Raw genomic sequence first — 16,123 nt, 5'->3', positions numbered from 1 at the left:
GACGGCCCGACGGCGCCACGCGGGTGCGCGACCCGGCCGGCGTCGAGCAGGGCCGTTATGCGGCCGCGACGGTCAGGCGCATGACGCAGTTCTTGGTCCCCTTCGGGCGGACGTAGACGAATCCGGCCCGCTCGAACGTGGACCGCACACCGTTGTAGAGGAACGACGCGGACACCTTCTGGCCCGGGGTGTCCCGGGGGTAGCTCTCGACGACGCCGCCCCCGGCCTGCGCGACGAGGTCCAGGGCGCCGCGCACCGCGGCGGTCGCGACGCCCTGCTTGCGATGCCGACGGTCGACGAAGAGGCACGTGAACCGGTAGTCGGGCAACGGGTCTCCCGACTCCGCGAGCTCCTTCGCGTGATAGACGCCCGGCAGCTCGTCGGGAGGGCCGTACTCGCACCAGCCCACCGCCTCGTCACCGTCGAACACGAGCGCCGCGTGCGCCCGCCCGTCGAGGACCCGCTGATGCTTGTACTGCTCGTTCCCCCCGCACGCGCGGATCTCGGTCTCGCGCTCGCTCACGGTCGCCTCGTGGAACCAGCAGCACCAGCACCCGCCCATCCCGGCGCCGTTGTTGCGCTCGCACAGTGCCGCGAACGCCTCCCACGTCTGCGCGCTCAGCGGACGGATCGTGTACCGGTCGGTCTGCAGCCCCGCCACCGTCGCCACCTTCCTCGCCGCATCCGGGGTGTGTCGGCCCGGCCTCGCACCCGATGATGCCTACGCTCGGCGGGTGACGCGCGTCGAACGTTGGGAGGCACGGAGCGAGTGGCCGCTCACCGCTGCTGCGTTCGCGTTCCTCGTCGCCTACGCGGTGCCGATCGTGGACCCTGCGGTCTCGGACACGGCCCAGCGGCTCTGCGCCGTCGTGGTCTGGGTGACGTGGGGGCTGTTCGTCGTGGACTTCGCGGCGCGCGTCCTCCTCGCGGACCGGCGCTGGCGCTACATCGGGCACCACGTGCTCGACCTCGCGGTGGTCGCGCTCCCCCTGCTGCGCCCGCTCCGCCTGGTGCGTCTCGCCGCGCTGGTGTCGGTCCTCAACCGCACCGGAGCGAGGCAGCTACGTGGAAAGGTCGTGGGCTACGCCGTCGCCGGCGCGACCCTGCTGGTCGTCGTGGGGGCGTTGGCCGTCACGCAGGCCGAGCGCGGCCATGCGGGCGCGACGATCACGGGCTTCGGCGACGGCCTCTGGTGGGCGATCACGACGATCACGACCGTCGGGTACGGCGACACGTACCCGGTGACGGCGACGGGCCGGTTCGTCGCGGCGGCCGTGATGATCGGCGGCATCGCTCTCCTCGGCGTCATCACGGCGACCTTGGCGTCGTGGCTCGTCCAGCGCGTGGACGAGACCACCACCGCCCAGCAGGCGGCCACACGAGCCCAGGTCGACGACCTCGCGGCCGAGGTCCGCGCGCTGCGTGAGCTGCTCACGCAGCGCGGTCCGACGTCGGACCCGCCGGACTCGCTCCCCTAGAGCTTGGTGACGGGCGAGAACCGCAGGAGGAGCCGCTTGGTCCCGTCGGCGCCGAAGTCGATCTTGGCGACCTCGTTCCGCCCGGAGCCCTCGAGCGCCACCACGGTCCCGAGCCCGTAGGAGTCGTGCGTGACCTTGTCCCCGACGCTCAGCGAGGGGATGCTCGCGTCGTCCCGCGGCGTCGCGGACCCGAACGAAGGCGCCGGCTCCTCCCGCGCGCCCAAGCGGTTCGACGAGCGCCCGCTGCCCGCGGCGGACCCGCCGCGACGCGTCGGCGACCCAGACCACGACGAACCCGACCCGTACAGCGACCCGCCCGCGCGCAGCGTCTGCATCGACGACTCCGCGCGCCTCCAGTCGACGAGTTCGGTCGGGATCTCGTCGAGGAACCGGGAGGCGGGGAACTCGTTGGCCATCCCCCACGCGGACCGGACCGCGGACCGCGACATGTAGAGCCGCTCCCGAGCCCGGGTGATCCCGACGTAGGCGAGGCGCCGCTCCTCCGCGAGCTCGGCGTCGTCGTGCAGGGAGCGCATGTGCGGGAACGTGCCGTCCTCGAGGCCGGTGAGGAACACGACGGGAAACTCGAGCCCCTTGGCGGTGTGGAGCGTCATGAGGGTGATGACGCCGGGGTCGCGCGTGCCGGCCTCTCCATCTCCTCCGTCGCCGGCGGGGATCTGGTCGGAGTCCGCGACGAGGGAGACGCGTTCGAGGAAGTCGGCGAGGGTCCCGTCGGGTTCGTCCTGCTCGAACTCGACGGCGACGGCGTGCAGCTCGGCGAGGTTCTCGACACGGCTGGCGTCCTGGGGGTCGTCGCTGTCGCGGAGCTCGGCGAGCATGCCGGACTGGTCGAGGACGGCGCCGAGGACCTCGGCGGGCCCGACGGAGCTCGCGGCGAGGTCGCGCAGGCCGGCCATGAGGTCGCGGAAGCCCTCGAGCGGGCGCAGGGTGCGCGTCGTCATGGCGGGGATCTCGTCGAGGCGGCCGAGGGCGGCACCGAACGAGATGCGCTCGCGTTCCGCGAACGATGCGACGAGCGCCTCGGACCGTTCGCCGATTCCGCGCTTGGGGACGCCGAGGACGCGGCGGAGGTTGACGTCGTCGTCGAGGTTGTCGACGGCGCGCAGGTAGGCGATGGCGTCCTTGATCTCGCGGCGCTCGTAGAACCGGGTGCCACCCACGACCTTGTACGGCAGGCCGACGCGGATCAGCACCTCTTCGAGCGCACGGGACTGCGCGTTGGTCCGGTAGAACACCGCGACGTCGCCGGGCCTGACGCCGTCGCTGTCGCCGAGGCGGTCGATCTCCTCGGCGACGAAGCGGGCTTCCTCGTGCTCGTTGTCCGCGACGTAGCCGATGATCTGGGTCCCGGCGCCCGAGTCGGTCCACAGCCGCTTGGGCTTGCGGTCGGGGTTGCGCGCGATCACCGCGTTGGCCGCGGACAGGATGGTCTGGGTGGACCGGTAGTTCTGCTCGAGCAGGATGGTCCGCGCGTCCGGGTAGTCGGCCTCGAACTCGAGGATGTTGCGGATCGTGGCGCCGCGGAACGCGTAGATGGACTGGTCGGCGTCGCCGACGACGGTGAGCTCGGCGGGCGGGACGGGGGCCGCGTGATGCTGCTCCCGGTCGTCTCCTTCGACCGCCTCGGTCTCCTCGGCGCCGACGCCGGCGAGCTCGCGCACGAGCACGTACTGGGCGTGGTTCGTGTCCTGGTACTCGTCGACGAGGATGTGCCGGAACCGGCGGCGGTAGTGCTCGGCAACCGCCGGGAACGCCTGCAGCAGGTTGACCGTCGTCATGATGAGGTCGTCGAAGTCGAGGGCGTGCGCCTGCTGGAGCCGCTGCTGGTACCGCACGTACACATCGGCGAGGACCGCGTCGAACTGGTTCGCACTGTCGCTCGAGGCCCCCGACGTCGTCCGGTACGTCTCGGGGTCGACCAGCTCGTTCTTGAGGTCGGAGATCTTGTTGGCGAGCGAGCGCGGCGGGTACTTCTTGACGTCGAGGTCCAGCTCGCGGCACACGAGCGTGACGAGGCGCTGGCTGTCGGCGGCGTCGTAGATCGAGAACGTCGACTTGAGGCCGAGGTGGTCGTGCTCGGCCCGCAGGATGCGCACGCACGCGGAGTGGAACGTCGAGACCCACATGCGCCGGGCGACCGGCCCGACGAGCGCCGCGACGCGCTCCCGCATCTCCGCGGCAGCCTTGTTGGTGAAGGTGATGGCGAGGACCTCGCCGGGCGTCGCACGCCCGGTCGCGAGGGCGTACGCGATGCGGTGCGTGAGCACGCGCGTCTTGCCCGATCCCGCGCCGGCGACGATGAGGAGCTGCCCGCCCTCGTGCACGACGGCCTCGCGCTGCTGCGGGTTGAGCCCCTCGAGCAGGACCTCCGGGTCCCGTCGGCCACCGGCCGCTCCCCCGCCCGACGCGCGGGGCGGGGTCGCGTACGAGGGCTGGGCCTCGTCGTCGGGCAGCGGGCACGCGGAGGCGCCTCCGGAGGGCAGGCGCGTCTCGTCCGGGACGCCGGAGAGCCCGGTCGTGGTCGCGCCGAAGGTGCTGAGGCCGGGCAGGGGAAGGTTCTCGAAGAGCGGGTTCATCTCGGAGCCAAGCCTAGGCGTCGCCGCCCACGCCCGGGCCCTCCCCCGCCGGCCCGGCGGGCGCACGCCACCACCACGTCGCGCCCGTGCCGATCCTCCGGAACCCGCACGTCTCGTACAGCAGCCTGCCCTCGGGGGTCGCGTTGAGGACGGCGTGCGTCGCCCCCGCGTCGCGCGCAGCCGCACAGACCGCGCCGAGCAGCGCCGTCCCGAGCCCGCGCCGGCGAAACGGCGACCAGACCGCCATGTCGAACACGCCCGCGAGGCCGCCGTCGAGGAACGACCACGCGCGCCCGGCGAACCGGTGGTCGGGGCCGACGTGCGCCGCCGCGTACCAGGCGACCCGCGGGCGCAGCCGGGCGAGCGCGAGCTGGTCGCGGTACGCGGCGTGCTCGCCCCCGTAGTCGTCGGTGTCCTCCTCGAGCGCGACGCGCGGGTCGGGCCCCGGAGCGGCTCCGACGACCTCGTCGACGTCCGCGACCATCCACCACGGCGACCAGCCGCGCTCGAACCCCGCCTCGGCCAACGCCGTCGGGTCGACCTCCGGCCCGAGCCACGCCCCGACCGACGTCCGCCCGACGGCGCGCGCACGGTCGAGGCCGTGGCGCACCGCCGCCGGCGTGAGGGTCCGTGGGAAGAGGAGGTTGAGGCCGTCGGGACCGTCGGTCCACACGAAGCCGTCGTCGTCGCTGACCGTGCCGCCGAGCGCGGTCGCTCGGAGCCGGAACCAATCGCTCTGGACCCGTTCGCAGTCCGCCGTCGTCACGGTCGACGTCGTCATGGACGGGCCATCCTGCCGCGGGTCGACGCTCACCCCTCCATTTTCAACGTATAGCGCAGGGGGGCTCTTGCGGCAAGACCCCGGTGGCGGCGGAGAATCGCAGGCCGCGGCCCGGCCGGCCGCGACCCCCCGAGCGGAAGCCGAGACGTGACCCACCCCTCCACGGACCTGTTCGCCCTCCCCCACCACCTCGCCGCCAAGGCCGATCCGGCGCTCGTCGCGCACGACGCGCAGCACCTCGCCGACGTCGCCGCCTGCCTCGAGCAAACCGTCGCCGGCGTCGACGCCCGTCTCGACGCCGCGCGGCGCGCACCCGCGGGCGCCGGCCAGCAGGCCCTCGACCGCGACCAGGAGGTCCACCGCCTGACCGCGCGCCTGCGCACGCTACGCCGGTTCGGCGTCGACCTGTGCCTCGGCCGGATGGTCCTCGCAGGCGACCCTGAGCCCGTGTACGTCGGGCGGCTCGGGCTGACCGACGACGACGGCCGCCGGCTCCTCGTGGACTGGCGTTCCCCCGCGGCCGAGCCGTTCTTCGGCGCGACGCTCGCCGACCCGATGGGTCTCGCGAGCCGGCGCCGGTACCGCTGGACCGCCGGACAGATCACCGACTACTGGGACGAGGTCTTCGCGACGCACGGCCTCGACGGCGTCCCCGGCCCGCTGAGCACCGCCTCGCTCGACGACCGGTCCGCCTTCGTCGCGAGCCTCGGCGGCGCGCGGTCGGCGCGTATGCGCGACGTGCTCGGGACGCTCGCCGCCGACCAGGACGCCGTCATCCGGGCCGGGGCTCGCGGCGCGCTCGTCGTCGACGGCGGACCCGGCACCGGGAAGACGGTGGTCGCGCTGCACCGCGCCGCCTACCTCCTGTACGCGGAGCCGCTGGTGGACGCGCGGCGCGGTGGGGTGCTCGTCGTCGGGCCGCACCAGCCGTACCTCGACTACGTGGCGGACGTCCTGCCGAGCCTCGGGGAGGACGGCGTGCAGCTCGCGACCCTGCGCGACCTCGTGCCCGAGGGTGCGCGCGCCGGCGTCGAGACCGACTCCGACGTGGCGCGGCTCAAGGCGTCGGCCGACCTGGTGCGGGCCGTCGAGACCGGGATCCGGTTCTACGAGGAGCCGCCGACGCGCGGGCGCACCGTGTCGACGCCGTGGGCCGACGTGCGCCTCACGGCCGACGACTGGGCGGACGCCTTCGCCGCGCCCGAGCCCGGCACGCCGCACAACGACGGCCGCGACGAGGTCTGGGACGCGCTCGTCGCGATCCTCGTCGACAAGCACGACGACGAGGCGCCGCGCGAACAGGTGCGTCGCGCGCTCGAGCGGGACGCCGAGCTCCGGGACGCGCTCGGTGAGGCGTGGCCGCTGCTCGACGCGGCGGACGTCGTCGGCGACCTGTGGTCCGTGCCCGCGTTCCTGCGGCTGTGCGCGCCGTGGCTGTCGTCGGACGAGGTCCGGGCGTTGCAGCGCCGCGAGCCGCAGGCGTGGACCACGGCCGACCTGCCCTTCCTCGACGCGGCCCGGCAGCGGCTGGGCGACCCCGCCGCGTCGCGTCGACGGCGCCGCGAGCGCGCCGAGGCCGACGCTGCAGCGGCCCGGATGGACGACGTCGTGGCGGACCTGATCGAGACCGACGGCTCCGAGATGCAGGTCATGGGCATGCTGCGCGGTGCCGACCTGCGCGACGCGCTCGGCGCCGCCGACGGCGCGCCCCGGGCCGACGCCGACCGGCTCGCGGGGCCCTTCGCGCACGTCGTCGTCGACGAGGCACAGGAGCTCACGGACGCCGAGTGGCAGCTGCTCCTCGCGCGGTGTCCGTCGCGCAGCCTCACGATCGTCGGCGACCGCGCGCAGGCACGGCAGGGCTTCACGCAGTCCTGGCAGGACCGGCTCGCGGGCGCCGGGATCTCCGGGGCCCGGATCGCCGGGCTCGGCATCAACTACCGGACGCCGTCGGAGGTCATGGAGGAGGCCGAACCCGTGATCCGTGCCGCGATCCCCGACGCCAACGTCCCGACGTCGGTGCGGTCGAGCGGGCTCCCCGTCGCCCGCGGCCGGACCACGGAGCTCGACGACGTCCTCGACGGCTGGCTCGCCGCGCACGACGGCGTGGCGTGCGTCGTCGGGGTGGCGCCCGACCGCGAGCGGCGGGGCTCCCGCGAGCCCGACCGGGAGCGGGTGCAGTGGCTCGACCCCGTCACTGCGAAGGGCCTCGAGTTCGACCTCGTGGTCCTGGTGGACCCCGACGGCTTCGGCGCCGGCGAGGGCGCGGTCACGGCTGCCGTCGACCGCTACGTCGCGATGACCCGGGCCACGCAGCAGCTCGTCGTGCTGGAGCCGTGAACGACGACGGCCGCCCGTCACGAGGACGGGCGGCCGGCCGGGGGGACGTGTGTCGGTTCGGGGGCTCAGAGCCAGAAGACCGCGATCACGATGTTGACGAGCACGAGCACGCCGACGCCGTGCTTGACCCACGCGGGCGTCTGCTCCTTCTTGCGCTGCGCGACGAAGGCGAGGACCGCGACGATCAGCGCGAACACGAGCTTCACGCCGAGCGCCGCCTCGGACAGGTGGTAACCGAGGAGGTCCTTGTTGGACTCGTAGATGCCCATCATGACGATGCCGGCGACGGCGGCGGTGGCTGCGCCGTGGAACACGCCCACGGGCAGGCCGGGCTTGCGCATGCTCGTGAGGTACCCCCCGAGGACGATCGCCCAGCCGACGAAGTGGAGGATCAGGAAGATGTCGAAGAGGACCTTCATGAGCGTGATCGTATCTTTCTGACACGGGTGTCGTGAAACGGGCGCGACGTGGGATGCGCCACGTCAGTTCAGCGCCGCGACGGTGCGCGTCAGCCCCTCCACCCACGGCGTCGTGACGGCAGGCGCGACGAGCTGCCCGACGGCGAGACCGGGCACGAGGGCGTCGACGTCGTCGGGCGACGGCGCCACGTGCTCGATCCGGGTGTCGAGACCGAGCACCGAGCCGACGTCCTCCGCGACCCGCTGGACGCTCAGCCGTGCGCCACCGCCGACGGTCACGGGGTCGTGGCGGGCGCTGGCCGCGTAGTCGAGGAGCCCGGTGACGACGTCGTCGACGAAGCACACCTGGCGGCGGCGCCCACCGTCGCCCGGGACCGTGAGCCGCTCGCCCCGTCGCGCCTGCCCGACGAACGTCGGGATCATCCGTCCGTCGTCGGTCCGCATCCGCGGCCCGTAGAGGTTGTGCATGCGGACGACGCCGCCGTCGAGCCCGCGCGACGCGTGCCAGGTGCCCGTCTGCGCCTCGGCGAACCGCTTGGCCTCGACGTAGACCGACTGCGGCGGCGTTCCCTCCGGTTCGGCCCACTGCGAGCGCAAGCGGTAGGCGAACTCGGGGTCGGTGTCGAGCGCCGAGGACGACCCCAGGACGAAGCGCGCACCGACGGCCTGGGCGGCGGCGAGCACGTTCCGCGTCCCGACGGCGCCGGCCTCGAGCGTCTCGACAGGGCGGCGGGCGGAGTCGACGGTCGAGGCGGCCGACGCGAGGTGGACGACGAGATCCGCGCCCGCGAAGATCCGCTCGCCTCGCTCGGTCATGAGCCGACGGACGTCGACCTCTTCGACCCCGAACCGCGTCTCGGAGGCGAGCCCGGCGAGGTTGCGCTCGGCACCGGTCGAGAAGTCGTCGACGCAGAGCACCTCGACGTCCTGCGCCAGCAGGGCCTCGCAGACGTGGCTGCCGACGAAGCCCGCACCCCCGGTGACGACCGCGCGCGTGAACCGTCGCACGGGTCCCACGGCAGGGCGCTCCTCTTGGACCGCCTCACGGGCCGGACGGGTCGGGGCGACATCACCCACGGCCACGGGCTCGGCGGCTTCGAGTCGATAGCTGAACACCTGCGACGACCGGTCGAACAGCCGGAACCACGCAGGCCAGTCGACGAGCGTCAGTCCGACCCCGTCGCCGGGCAGCGCGAAGGTCGGCTCCGCGCGCCTGCCGCGCCAGCCGGCGTACGCCACCGCGGGCAGGGCCCCGTGCGCCGAGGCCCAGGCCCGGATCTCCCCGTGGTCGGTCGTGTGTCGTGTCGCGGGCGTGTGCCGCGGCATGTCAGTCATGAAGTTGCCCCTCTTCCTGCCGCCGTCCTCGGCGGGCCCCGCTCACGTCACCATCGACAAGGACGCCTCGTATTTCGTCCCGCCGGCTGCTCGACGTGCCCCTACGGTGACACCTCGGAGGGGGTTCACGCCACCAGACACTCCAAACGATTCGACCAAATCGCGATGGCACGTCACGTTTCACCCGGGAGCGCGCGCCAGACGGACCGGATCCCGAGACCCCGTTCCACCATCCGGACAGCGGCTAGGCATCGTCCCCCCGGACGGCTAGCGTCTAGCACCATGACCGCATCCGCACGCCCCCTCGCACCGGCGACGCCGGCTGCCGTGGCGTGCGCGGGCACGCGCCTGGGCATGTGCCCCGTCGCCCCGTGTTGTTGTTGACCAGCCCGAACTCGGTCCTGCCGCCCCAGCGGCACCATCCCCCGAGCGAGGGCGCGCGACAGCGGTCCTCGGCTCCCCCCGGTCCTGCCGGCTGAGGCTCACGCTCCGCGCGTGCTCGCAGCCCCAAGGAGCCCGATGACCACGACGTCCGCCCCCGCGACATCGGCCGTCCGACCGTCCCGCAACAACCGGCCGAACGGCCAGTGGAAGGTCGACGGTCCGACCCCGCTCAACTCCAACGAGGAGCTCAAGGCCGCCGACAACGGTCTCAACGTCCGCGCCCGGATCGAGGAGATCTACGCGGTCCAGGGCTTCGACTCCATCGCCGGCGACGACCTGCACGGACGTTTCCGCTGGTGGGGCCTCTACACGCAGCGCAAGCCGGGGATCGACGGGGGCAAGACCGCCACGCTGGAGCCCGAGGAGCTCGAAGACCGCTACTTCATGCTCCGTGTCCGCTCCGACGGACAGCTCCTGTCCGCCGACGCCCTGCGCGTCCTCGGTGGCATCTCGGCCGACTTCGGCCGCGGCACCGCCGACGTCACCGACCGCCAGAACATCCAGTACCACTGGATCGCGATCGAGAGCGTCCCCGAGATCTGGCGCCGGCTCGCCACGGTCGGCCTCGAGACGACGACGGCGTGCGGCGACACCCCGCGCGGGTTCCTCGGCAGCCCGGTCGCCGGGATCGCGGCCGACGAGATCATCGACCCGACCCCCGCGATCCTCGAGATCAAGCGGCGCTACATCGGCGACCCCGAGCTCACCAACCTGCCACGCAAGTTCAAGACCGCGATCACGGGCCACCCGAGCCTCGACGTCGCGCACGAGATCAACGACATCTCGCTGGTGGGCGTCGTCCACCCTGAGCTCGGTCCCGGCTACGACCTGTGGATCGGCGGCGGGCTGTCCACCGCGCCCAGGCTCGCCGAGCGCCTCGGGACCTTCGTCACCCAAGAGCAGGCGGCTGACGTCTGGTACGGCGTGATCCAGGTCTTCCGGGACTACGGCTACCGGCGGCTGCGCAACAAGGCGCGACTGAAGTTCCTGCTGGCGGACTGGGGCACGGAGAAGTTCCGCGAGGTGCTCGAGACCGAGTACCTCGGCTATCGGCTCGCCGACGGCCCGGCACCGGCCCCGGCGTCCGGACGCGGCGACCACGTCGGCGTCCACCTGCAGAAGGACGGCGACTGCTACGTCGGCGCCGCCCCCACGGTGGGACGGATCGGCGGAGGCACGCTGACCGGCCTGGCCGACCTCGTCGAGGCCACCGGCGCGCGAGGCGTCCGCCTCACCGCGCAGCAGAAGGTCGTCGCGCTGGGTGTCCCCGCCGCCCAGGTCGACGCGTTCGTCGCCGGGCTCGAGCCCCTCGGCCTGACGGCAAAGCCGAGCCCGTTCCGGCGCTCGACGATCGCGTGCACCGGCCTCGAGTTCTGCAAGCTCGCGATCGTCGACACCAAGGACACCGCGACCGACGTCATCGCCGAGCTCGAGACCCGGCTCGCGGACCTGACCTGGCTCGCGGACCAGCCGATCGGCCTCAACGTCAACGGCTGCCCGAACTCCTGCGCCCGCATCCAGACGGCCGACATCGGCCTCAAGGGCCAGATCATCACGGTCGACGGCGAGCAGATGCCCGGGTTCCAGGTCCACCTGGGCGGCGGGCTCGCCGGGACAGGCCAGGACGCAGGCGGCCTCGGACGCACCGTGCGGGGGCTCAAGGTCCCCGCGAGCGAGGTCGCCGACTACGTCGAGCGGGTCGTGCGCCGCTACGGAGACGAGCGCCAGGACGGCGAGACCTTCGCCCAGTGGGCGCACCGCGCGGACGAGGAGGCGCTCCAGTGAGCACGCAGACCGACCCGCTGGCCGCCCTGCGCGCCGCAGCCCGGGAGCGGACCCGCGCCCGCGACGCCGCGAAGGCGGCCGACGCCGAGCGCCGCGCCGCGCAGGCTCGGCCGAAGCGCTCGGCAGCCGCGCTCAGGGAGATCGTCCGGCGCGGCCAGGCCGAGCTGCACGGGCCGGGCTGGCCGGGCGCGTCGCCCGACGCGACGCGCGAGGCCACGGCCGAGGAGGTCGTCGCCTGGGCGGCGCGCGAGTTCGGGGACTCGGTCGCCGTCGCCTGCTCGATGGCCGACGCCGTGCTGCCGCACGTCGTCGCGGCGATCAAGCCGTGGGTCGACGTCCTGTTCCTCGACACCGGCTACCACTTCGCCGAGACCTACGGGACGCGCGACGCCGTCGAGACGGGGATGGACGTGACGATCGTCGACATCACGCCCCGGCAGACCGTCGCCGAGCAGGACGCCGCGCACGGCAAGGACCTGTGGTCCCGCGACCCGGGCCTGTGCTGCCAGCTCCGCAAGGTCGAGCCGCTGCACGACCGGCTCGCCGGGTACGAGGTGTGGGTCACGGGCGTGCGCCGCGAGGAGGCACCGACGCGGTCTGCCACCCCCCTCGTGGCCTGGGACGAGAAGAACGGGCTGGTCAAGATCAACCCCCTGGCGGCCTGGACGTTCGACGAGCTGCTCGCCTACGCCACGAAGCACGGCGTCATCCTCAACCCGCTCCTGAACGACGGCTACCCGTCGATCGGCTGCGCGCCCTGCACGCGGCGCGTCGCCCCCGGAGAAGACCCTCGCGCAGGCCGCTGGGCCGGCCTCGACAAGACGGAATGCGGACTGCACGTATGACACTCACCGACACCCTCGACGACACCGTCGCCGCCGCGCCCGACGCTGCTGCTCCCGACGGCGCCACGACCGGCGACAAGCACCGTCTCACCCAGCTCGAGGCGCTCGAGTCCGAGGCGATCCACATCATCCGCGAGGTCGTCGCTGAGTTCGAGCGTCCCGTGATGCTCTTCTCAGGCGGCAAGGACTCCGTCGTGATGCTGCACCTCGCGGCCAAGGCGTTCTGGCCGGCCCCCGTGCCGTTCCCCGTCCTGCACGTGGACACCGGGCACAACTTCCCCGAGGTGCTCGCGTTCCGCGACGCGACCGTCGAGCGGCTGCGCCTGCGGCTCGAGGTCGCGAGCGTCCAGGACTACCTCGACGACGGCCGGCTGCGCGAGCGCGCCGACGGCACCCGCAACCCGCTGCAGACCCAGCCGCTGCTCGACGCGATCACGGGGCACCGGTTCGACGCCGTGTTCGGCGGCGGACGGCGCGACGAGGAGAAGGCCCGCGCCAAGGAGCGTGTGTTCTCCCTGCGCGACGAGTTCGGACAGTGGGACCCGCGCAACCAGCGCCCCGAGCTCTGGAACCTGTACAACGGGCGGCACCGGCCGGGCGAGCACGTCCGGGTCTTCCCGCTGTCGAACTGGACCGAGCTCGACGTCTGGCGGTACATCGCCGCAGAGGACATCGCGCTCCCCGAGCTGTACTACGCGCACGAGCGCGAGGTGTTCGACCGCGACGGCATGCTGCTCGCCGTCGGCCCGTACTCGCAGCCCCGGAACGACGCCGAGGCCGCGAGCGTGCGCACCGAGACCGTCCGCTACCGGACCGTCGGCGACATGTCGTGCACGGGCTCCGTCGAGTCCGACGCGCGCGACGTCGACGCCGTCATCGCCGAGGTAGCGGCCACCCGCATCACCGAGCGCGGGGCCACCCGCGCGGACGACCGGATCTCCGAGGCCGCCATGGAGGACCGCAAGAAGGAGGGCTACTTCTGATGAGCACCCCCACACTCCCGGCACCGGCCGCGCCGACGCTCCCCACCGGCAGCCTGCTGCGTCTCGCCACGGCCGGCTCGGTCGACGACGGGAAGTCCACGCTGGTCGGGCGCCTCCTGTTCGACTCCAAGTCCGTCCTCGCCGACCAGCTCGACGCCGTCGAGCGCGTCTCGCGGGACCGCGGCCTGGAGACCACCGACCTGGCGCTCCTCACCGACGGCCTGCGCGCCGAGCGCGAGCAGGGCATCACGATCGACGTCGCGTACCGCTACTTCGCGACGGCACGCCGCTCCTTCGTGCTCGCGGACTGCCCCGGGCACGTCCAGTACACGCGCAACACGGTCACGGGCGCGTCCACGGCCGACGCCGTCGTGCTGCTCATCGACGCCCGCAAGGGGCTGCTCGAGCAGACGCGCCGCCACCTGGCCGTCGTGAGCCTGCTGCGCGTGCCGCACGTCGTCGTGGCCGTGAACAAGATCGACCTCGTCGACTACTCGCAGGAGCGCTACCTGGAGATCGAGCGCGAGGTCGCGGCCGTTGCCGCGTCCCTCGGCGTCGCCGACATCCACACGATCCCTGTATCCGCGCTGGTCGGCGACAACGTCGTCGACCGCGGCGAGGGCACACCCTGGTACGACGGGCCGACCCTCCTCGAGCTCCTCGAGGACCTGCCGACCGGCGATGACCCGGACACCGAGGCGTTCCGCCTGCCCGTGCAGGTCGTGCTGCGCCCGCAGGGTGCGGCACCCGACGAGCGCTTCCGCGACTACCGCGGCTACGCCGGCCAGGTCGCGGCGGGCGTCGTCCGGGTCGGGGACGAGGTCGTGGTGCTGCCGTCCGGACGACGCACGCGCGTCACGGGCATCGACACGGCCGACACCCTGCACGACGCGGTCGACCCGTTCGCGGGCGTGGCCGAGGCGTACGCGCCCCAGTCGGTCACCCTGCGCCTCGCCGACGAGATCGACGTCACGCGCGGCGACCTGATCGCCTCCGCCGCGGACGCGCCCGAGCTCACCCAGGACGTCGAGGGCACCGTCGCGTGGCTGTCGGACCGGCCGCTGCGCCCGGGCGACCGCGTGCTGCTCAAGCACACGACGCGCACCGTGCAGGCGATCGTCCGCGACGTCGTCGGGCGGCTCGACCTGGACTCCGCCGAGCTCACGCCCGCGGAGCAGCTCGACCTCAACGACATCGGGCGCGTCACCCTGCGGCTCGCGTCGCCGATCGCGGCCGAGGAGTACCTCACCTCGCGCCGGACGGGCGCGTTCCTGCTGATCGACGCGCACGACGGCGGCACGCTCGCGGCCGGGATGGTCGGGGACGCGCTCGCCGCGACCCGCCACCCGGAGCAGCGCCCCGTCCAGTACGCGATCTGAGCGGAGTGACGGCACAGTGACCGACGCTGCCCCGGGCGCGCCGCTGTACCCGCTGGGACTGCGGGTACAGGGGCGCCGGGTCGTCGTCGTCGGGGCGGGACCGGTGGCCGCGCGCCGGGTCCGGGCTCTCCTCCAGGCGGGTGCCGACGTGCTCGTCGTCGCGCCCGACGCCGTCGACGAGGTCGCCGGGCACGCCGACGCCGGACACCTGGGCTGGGAACGGCGCGCGTACCGTCCCGGCGACCTGGCGGGGGCGTGGCTGGTGCACGTCGCGACCGGGGACCCGGCCGTCGACGCTGCGGTCGCAGGCGACGCCGAGGCCCAGGGCACCTGGTGCGTGACCGCCGCCGACGCAGGGCTCGCTACCGCCTGGACCCCCGCCGTCGCACGGACGACCCTCGACGACGGCGCCGAGGTTACCGTCGCCGTCAACGCCGGCGGGGACCCGGGCCGGGCACGGGCGGTCCGCGACGCCGTCGCGGTCGCGCTCGACACCGGCGAGCTGCCGCTGCGGGCCACCCGCCCGGGCACTCCCGGGACGGGCTCCGTCGCGCTCGTCGGCGGCGGCCCAGGCGACGACGGACTCCTCACCACCCGCGGACGGCACCTCCTCGCCCAGGCGGACGTCGTCGTCGTCGACCGGCTCGCGCCGCGCGGCGTGCTGGCCGACCTGGTGGACGACGTCGAGGTCGTCGACGTGGGCAAGACCAGCGGGCACCACCCGGTCCCCCAGGACGAGATCAACCGCGTCCTCGTCGACCGTGCGCTCGCCGGGAATCGGGTCGTCCGGCTCAAGGGCGGCGACCCCTACGTCTTCGGGCGGGGCGGCGAGGAGGCCGAGGCGTGTCGCGCCGCGGACGTGCCCGTCGAGGTCGTGCCCGGCGTGACGAGCGCGGTCGCCGTGCCGGCGGCCGCCGGGATCCCCGTCACCCACCGCGGACTCGCCCGGGGCTTCACCGTGCTCACGGGCCACGAGTCCGTCGGCGCCGTCCCGGCCGCGCCCGACCACACCCTCGTCCTCCTGATGGGCGTGTCGCACCTCGCCGCCACGGCGGACGCCCTCGTCGCGCACGGCCGCTCACCCGACACGCCGGTCGCCGTCGTCGAGGACGGCTACGGCCCCCGATTCCGCACGACCGTCGCGACCCTCGGAACGCTCGCGCGGACCGTCGAGGAAGCCGAGGTGCGGCCGCCGGCCGTCGTCGTCGTGGGGGACGTCGTCACCTTGAGCCCCGCCTGGCGCGACCGCCGCTAGTCCTCGGGCCGGTCCGCGGGCTTCTGCTCGCGCTCCTCGTCACGCGTGAAGAACGACATCTGCCCGTTCGCCTCGAGCACCGCGATGCGGATGTCCCGCACGTGCTCCACCCCGTGCTGGCGGGCGGCGTCGAGCAGGTCGTCGAGCGACACGCGCTCGCGCTTCATCACCTCGTAGGCGGGCTCGCCGTCGGCCACGACGACGACGGGCGTGCCGTGCACGACGGTGCGCGTGCGCGGGAACCGGACCCCGATCCAGGTGAGCAGGATCGTGAGGACGGCGAATGTCCCGACGGCGAGGACGGCGGCCGTGACCGAGTAGTCCTGCTGCGTGACCCCCTGCTGCACGAGGTCGCCCATCGTCACGAACAGGACGAGCTGGAACGTGCTCAGCTCGCCGAGCGTCGAACGCCCCACCACGCGCGTGATGAACCACAGGAAGCAGAACATGACCAGGGCGCGGACGACGATCTCCATGGCTCT

General features: G+C 73.5%; 13 protein-coding genes. 7 read left to right on the top strand and 6 right to left on the bottom strand.

Going from position 1 to position 16,123, the window contains the following annotated elements:
- Nucleotides 1–55: 55 nt before the first annotated feature.
- Complete coding sequence (locus KDY119_RS04590; RefSeq protein WP_083891004.1) at nucleotides 56–661, bottom strand: GNAT family N-acetyltransferase; 606 nt, start codon at nucleotides 659–661, stop codon at nucleotides 56–58.
- A 73-nt stretch (nucleotides 662–734) separates the two neighbouring features.
- On the opposite strand from KDY119_RS04590, the gene KDY119_RS04585 reads away from it, so the two are divergent.
- Complete coding sequence (locus KDY119_RS04585; protein ID WP_153021993.1) at nucleotides 735–1,478, top strand: potassium channel family protein; 744 nt, start codon at nucleotides 735–737, stop codon at nucleotides 1,476–1,478.
- Here the strand turns inward: KDY119_RS04585 and pcrA are convergent.
- Nucleotides 1,475–4,075 carry a DNA helicase PcrA gene (gene pcrA / locus KDY119_RS04580; RefSeq protein ID WP_036952359.1) on the bottom strand — a complete coding sequence of 867 codons (2,601 nt, stop codon included), beginning with the start codon at nucleotides 4,073–4,075 and terminating at the stop codon, nucleotides 1,475–1,477. The two genes, KDY119_RS04585 and pcrA, sit on opposite strands and share 4 nt — an antisense overlap.
- A gap of 13 nt (nucleotides 4,076–4,088) precedes the next feature.
- Nucleotides 4,089–4,856 (bottom strand): GNAT family N-acetyltransferase, encoded by a 768-nt coding sequence (locus KDY119_RS04575; protein ID WP_153021992.1) that lies wholly within the window; start codon nucleotides 4,854–4,856, stop codon nucleotides 4,089–4,091.
- Between the two features lie 147 nt (nucleotides 4,857–5,003).
- On the opposite strand from KDY119_RS04575, the gene helR reads away from it, so the two are divergent.
- A complete protein-coding gene (gene helR / locus KDY119_RS04570; protein WP_153021991.1) occupies nucleotides 5,004–7,196 on the top strand; it encodes an RNA polymerase recycling motor ATPase HelR in 2,193 nt (730 codons plus the stop codon).
- 65 nt (nucleotides 7,197–7,261) lie between these two features.
- Here helR and KDY119_RS04565 read toward each other — a convergent pair whose 3' ends face one another.
- Both KDY119_RS04565 and KDY119_RS04560 read right to left on the bottom strand, forming a co-directional pair.
- Entirely contained in the window at nucleotides 7,262–7,615 is a 354-nt protein-coding gene (locus KDY119_RS04565; protein ID WP_036952367.1) for a hypothetical protein, read from the bottom strand.
- A gap of 63 nt (nucleotides 7,616–7,678) precedes the next feature.
- Nucleotides 7,679–8,950, bottom strand: a complete 1,272-nt coding sequence (locus tag KDY119_RS04560) for an NAD-dependent epimerase/dehydratase family protein (RefSeq protein ID WP_083890973.1) — start codon at nucleotides 8,948–8,950, stop codon at nucleotides 7,679–7,681.
- A 519-nt stretch (nucleotides 8,951–9,469) separates the two neighbouring features.
- On the opposite strand from KDY119_RS04560, the gene KDY119_RS04555 reads away from it, so the two are divergent.
- From KDY119_RS04555 to cobA, 5 genes are all read left to right on the top strand, one after another.
- Entirely contained in the window at nucleotides 9,470–11,179 is a 1,710-nt protein-coding gene (locus KDY119_RS04555) for a nitrite/sulfite reductase (protein WP_036952370.1), read from the top strand.
- Between the two features lie 140 nt (nucleotides 11,180–11,319).
- A complete protein-coding gene (locus KDY119_RS04550; RefSeq protein WP_407657432.1) occupies nucleotides 11,320–12,024 on the top strand; it encodes a phosphoadenylyl-sulfate reductase in 705 nt (234 codons plus the stop codon).
- Complete coding sequence (gene cysD / locus KDY119_RS04545) at nucleotides 12,021–13,007, top strand: sulfate adenylyltransferase subunit CysD (RefSeq protein ID WP_036952376.1); 987 nt, start codon at nucleotides 12,021–12,023, stop codon at nucleotides 13,005–13,007. The genes KDY119_RS04550 and cysD overlap by 4 nt, the downstream gene beginning before the upstream one ends.
- Entirely contained in the window at nucleotides 13,007–14,386 is a 1,380-nt protein-coding gene (locus KDY119_RS04540; protein ID WP_051136741.1) for a sulfate adenylyltransferase subunit 1, read from the top strand. The genes cysD and KDY119_RS04540 overlap by 1 nt, the downstream gene beginning before the upstream one ends.
- A gap of 16 nt (nucleotides 14,387–14,402) precedes the next feature.
- Nucleotides 14,403–15,641 (top strand): uroporphyrinogen-III C-methyltransferase, encoded by a 1,239-nt coding sequence (gene cobA, locus KDY119_RS04535; RefSeq protein ID WP_153021990.1) that lies wholly within the window; start codon nucleotides 14,403–14,405, stop codon nucleotides 15,639–15,641.
- Here cobA and KDY119_RS04530 read toward each other — a convergent pair.
- Nucleotides 15,638–16,117, bottom strand: coding sequence for a DUF421 domain-containing protein (locus tag KDY119_RS04530; protein WP_036952380.1), 480 nt, complete (start codon nucleotides 16,115–16,117; stop codon nucleotides 15,638–15,640). The genes cobA and KDY119_RS04530 overlap by 4 nt on opposite strands.
- Nucleotides 16,118–16,123: the final 6 nt, after the last annotated feature.

Origin of the sequence: Luteimicrobium xylanilyticum, from assembly GCF_009429125.1 — a bacterium.
GTDB classification, from domain to species: Bacteria; Actinomycetota; Actinomycetes; order Actinomycetales; family Cellulomonadaceae; genus Luteimicrobium; species Luteimicrobium xylanilyticum.
This window is presented reverse-complemented; position numbering and strand designations above follow the sequence as displayed.